Source organism: Bacillus sp. JJ1764, assembly GCF_036962145.1.
Classification (GTDB): Bacteria; Bacillota; Bacilli; order Bacillales; family Cytobacillaceae; genus Neobacillus.
Genome location: NZ_JBALNY010000068.1, coordinates 3,899 through 8,441, shown reverse-complemented (window position 1 = coordinate 8,441; position 4,543 = coordinate 3,899). Strand labels below are relative to the sequence as shown.

Genomic DNA, 4,543 nt, shown 5'->3' with positions numbered 1-4,543 from the left:
ATACTCTATAGCAGTGAAATTGTTTTATTTGTTGCATTGTATGTTTCGTTTAGATATTTAGTTAAAAAGGAATCACTCTTTCCATACTTAAGTTTAGTATTAGTTTATATTTTTATTTCATTTCAATTAGTAACTGGCGGAGGAACGATTACAAATTTTCAAGTTCTTACGTTTTTACTAGTTTTTATAGCCACGCCATTTAATAGCAGGATATTTTTAGTTGGTTTTGGTGTAGGATTGGTATTATTTGTTTTAAATTACCTGTTTGCTGTAGACCAGGCTGCGAAAGAAGCATTTTCATCTGGAATATTAACATATATTTTATCAGGAGTTTCTCTCTTTTTATTAATCAAAATAAATGGTGAACAACAAAACACCGTTAATACGCTGCTCTTGGATTCTGAAAAGAATTCCGATGAAAAACAAAACCAGAGTGCTATTTTAGAGCGAGAGATTTCAAGTATCGTAGAACAAATCAATAAAGTAAACAACCAAATCCAGCAGCATGTGAATCTCCAGCAAGAAATGAAATATTCAATTCAAGAGGTTGCTGCCGGAAGTCAGGTACAAAGCAATCAGGTTTCAAATATCGCAGATAGTGCTCGTACCACTGTTCAAGCAGTCAATACGATGGAAGATGTGACAAGAGAATTATACGCTGATTCAAAAAATACAAAAGTGATAGCCAATAACGGGCTAGAAAAAATCGACAGCTTAAATAAGGATATGGCTGAATTAAAACAATTGGTGAATCAGTTAAACCAGAATTTTGAATCTCTTTCCGAAAAAATTCGAGAAACAAATGATTTTGCTGGAATTATAAAAGGGATCACAGATCAAACGAATCTCCTTGCATTAAATGCCAGTATTGAGGCAGCTCGTGCCGGAGAGGCTGGAAGAGGATTCTCTGTAGTTGCTGAGGAAATTAGGAAACTCGCTGAAACAACAAATACTACTACTAAAAATATCACTGAAAACCTTGCGGACGTCATCGAAACAAATCTGCTTGCATGGGAAAATATGACCAAAAGTGCCGAGAAGTTGGATGAAAGTGTTACCGCAACAAATGAAGTATCAAATTACTTTGGCCAGCTAAACCAGACGGTTGATCAATTAAATATCAAAATTGCCAATTATGAAAAACTAATGAATGATGTAAACACAAAAACACAGGTTGTTGAATCGTCCACCACTGAATTGGCAGCTGTAATTGAAGAGGCCTCTGCAGGACTGCAACAAATGAGCAACACAATTCAATCCATTAGTGAGGATAATGGTCAAATTGCGCAATATATGGATGAATTAACACGTAGTGCTGAAACAATTAGAAATAGCTTTAAAGCGTAATTTATAAAAATACTCCCAAGCAACATGGGAGTATTTTTATTGGTCTTTTTTTGTTTTTTGATTGTAATTCCAATAGCGAAGTGTTTCAGTTTTACCTGTTGGCTCATGATCAATGATTTTTCCATCTTTATCCCGATGGATTTCGTATTCCTCATAGGTTTCGACTATATAGTCGCCTACTTTCTCACTCTTAACCTTCTTTTCCATTAATTCCGGTAAATCCGTTGGGGGTTCTGTATTAACAGCTTCAACTGTTGCCGGTTGACCGGCAGTATAGGAATAATTTTTATTCAATATTGAGTATGGCGAATCAAGATAAGCCACTAATACTAGGGTAGATAGTAATAAAACGGCACTAATATAGGTTCTTCGTTTCATCGGCTCGTCTCCTTATCAATGAATCCTTATAACCCATTTTATGCATGTCCGAGCCGGGTATGACAACTAATGCTCCATTGAATTTGTTACATGACTTTGGGAACGGAACCGCAGAAATAGTATAAATGCTATGATCGTAATGATGGTTCCTGAAATATAGGGAAGTCCGACTGAAAGTGAAAAAAGCCATCCGCCAAGTGGCGGCCCAATGATCCGACCCAACGAGTCAAAAGATGAAAGAAGCCCGGTTGCACTACCATGGCCGGAGGTTGTTGTTTTGGTTAATAATGATGAAACACTTGGTCGAATCACACCATTACCAAGTCCAAATATCGTTAAAAAAATGGCCGCAGTTGTAAAACTATGCACTAGGAGAATGAGGCCAAATCCAAACGCTGACACCACCATGCCACCAAGGATTACGGCTCTTTCTCCATATTTTTTTGTAAATCTCCCCACTAAACCACCTTGTACCAAAGCGCTTCCAAAACCCATAGTCATAAAAATATAGCCAAGCTGAGAAGGGCTGAGACCGGCTCGTTTCGAGGCAAAATAGGCAAAGGTAGCTTCTAGACCCGATAGAGACAAGGATATTAATAGTTGAACAAAAAATAAAACCGAAACATGACGATTAAACGCTTTCCAAATAGAATTATTTTTAAGGGATTCCCCACTAGTTTTTTCTTTAGTTTCTTTCAAAAGAATAAATACAAGAACCAATGTTAAAAAGGAAGAAGCACTAGCAAGAAAGAACGGCATATTCAGATTGATCTTAGAGAAAATCCCCCCGATGGCAGGACCAAAAACAAAACCAAGACCTGTAGCAGCACCAACAATTCCCATCCCTTTAGCACGATTTTCATCCGTTGTAATGTCTGCTACATACGCCATTGCGGTTGGCATATTCGCTGAGGATAGGATCCCTCCGATTGTTCTTGCTGCAAATAGCATCCAAAGCTGCGTTGAAATAGCTTGAATAAAAAAAGATAAACATAGTCCGGCAATTCCCATCATCATTACGGGCTTTCTACCAATGCGATCAGAAACCCGACCCCAGATTGGCGCAAAAATCAATTGCATTAACGAATATATCGACATTAATAAACCAAGTTCAGTTGGATTTGCTCCCATTTGCTCCGCATAAAATGGTAAGACAGGAATAATAATTCCAAACCCTACCATTACCAAAAACATGACAACAAAAAGGATGGGTAAAGCAGTTTTTGTTTGCAAGGGTTCTCACACCTCCAGAATTCTTCCATATCATTATGTACTTAATTCATTAGTCCAACTACAATTATCACCTAGTCTGGTAAATCTATGCAACCTGCAAGTAGTGTTCAGGTAATAAATCCTTAAAAAATTAAATTTGTATTCAAAATTTTTTAAAAAAGTTGGTATGATAAACATGCTCATAGTGGTAAGGTTCAATTCTTTTTTCTAACATGGAAAGCAGATGTCCGCACTCTTACTTATGAAGAAGCTACCGAAATTGTTACCACATTTGGGCGTCATTTTGATGGTGGGAAATTGGTAAGAAAGGCGCAACAACCGACAAGTCTTGATAAAAGACCCAGCTAGTTTAATATATTAAGGATATATCAATTTGCTAGCAATTATATACTTTTTATATAGCAATTAGATATGAGGTGATAATTTTGAAAATAAATATATTTTCCATTCCCAGCAATGCCGGTGCCCTATATAAAGGTACCGAATTGGCTCCAGAGGTTTTATTGAAGAAAAATTTAGTGGGTAAATTAGAAGAAAGAGGATTACAGGTTCAAAATATGGGCGATATTGGTGATTTTAGTAATCTCCCTAGACATAATGTTGAACCGATAAGAAATTGGCCAGCTCCAAGAATGGTTTGGGATGCCATCGTAGAAAAATCAGATGAGATTTTTGATCCCGACTTTTTTTCAATAATTTTAGGCGGGGATTGCAGTATTGAGGTAGGGACGTTTACAGCTTTTCAAAAAGTATTTGGCGATAAATGCCATCTTTTAGTTTTGGATACTCATATCGATAGCATTGAACCTAACGGGGACCGTTGTGTAGGAGCTGCAGGTATGGGTCTTTGGTTCTTAACTCAGGATCGAAAAGTATGGTGGAAGGAGGAGCCGGTTAAGGTTTCCGATGTATCAATCATTGGAGCTAACTCAAACACACAAAATCATTATGGTTTCAAAGTGGTTCCGATTCTAGAACATACTAATATGGAACCAGTGATTGCCCTTTTACATGAAATGTCACCAGATGCGAAAATTCTTGTCCATTTCGATGTCGATCTTTTAGATCAATCCATCATGCCATCCGCTTATTCTCCAAATATGGCAGGTTTATCTTTTCAACACGCTAAAGAATTACTTTCCATCATTCTTAGTGATCCTAGGGTAAAAGGGATGGAAGTAACGGAATTTGCTGCGAACAAGGGGAATGATGGAACCAGTGCTAACACAATTGTTGACTTACTTTGCTGTATTTCAAAACGTGAGGAATAAAGAGTTCTTTTGAAATTGAATGAGAAGGTTATATGTTCGAATTTATAAAAAGAACTCGATGAATGACACTTTCCTTGTTGAGCAAATGAGAAATCTCCTTCATCCCCAAGATGAAAACCACTTTTTTAGGTGAGCAATCAAGAAATGTCCTTCATCCCCAAGATGAAAGCCACTTTTAAAGTTGATCAATCAAGAAATGTCGTTCATCCCCAAGATGAATGACACTTTTCTTGTTGAGCAAATGAGAAATGTCGTTCATCCCCAAGATGAAAATCACTTTTTTAGGTGAGCAATCAAGAAATCTCCTTCATCCC

The 4,543-nt window shown here is 37.1% G+C and carries 4 protein-coding genes; 2 read left to right on the top strand and 2 right to left on the bottom strand.

Features of this window, described 5'->3' with window-relative positions; genetic code table 11:
- The first annotated feature begins 525 nt into the window (after positions 1-525).
- The gene (locus V7083_RS23800) at positions 526-1,347 is read left to right on the top strand and encodes a methyl-accepting chemotaxis protein (RefSeq protein WP_438823717.1); all 822 of its coding nucleotides are present in this window, start codon (positions 526-528) and stop codon (positions 1,345-1,347) included.
- A gap of 36 nt (positions 1,348-1,383) precedes the next feature.
- Here the strand turns inward: V7083_RS23800 and V7083_RS11430 are convergent, their stop codons facing one another.
- Both V7083_RS11430 and V7083_RS11425 read right to left on the bottom strand, forming a co-directional pair.
- A complete protein-coding gene (locus V7083_RS11430; RefSeq protein WP_335477767.1) occupies positions 1,384-1,725 on the bottom strand; it encodes a hypothetical protein in 342 nt (113 codons plus the stop codon).
- Positions 1,726-1,791: 66 nt separating this feature from the next.
- Complete coding sequence (locus V7083_RS11425; RefSeq protein ID WP_335477765.1) at positions 1,792-2,958, bottom strand: MFS transporter; 1,167 nt, start codon at positions 2,956-2,958, stop codon at positions 1,792-1,794.
- Positions 2,959-3,383: 425 nt separating this feature from the next.
- Between V7083_RS11425 and V7083_RS11420 the strand changes: the two genes are divergently transcribed.
- Positions 3,384-4,229, top strand: a complete 846-nt coding sequence (locus tag V7083_RS11420; RefSeq protein WP_335477763.1) for an arginase family protein — start codon at positions 3,384-3,386, stop codon at positions 4,227-4,229.
- Positions 4,230-4,543 lie beyond the last annotated feature (314 nt).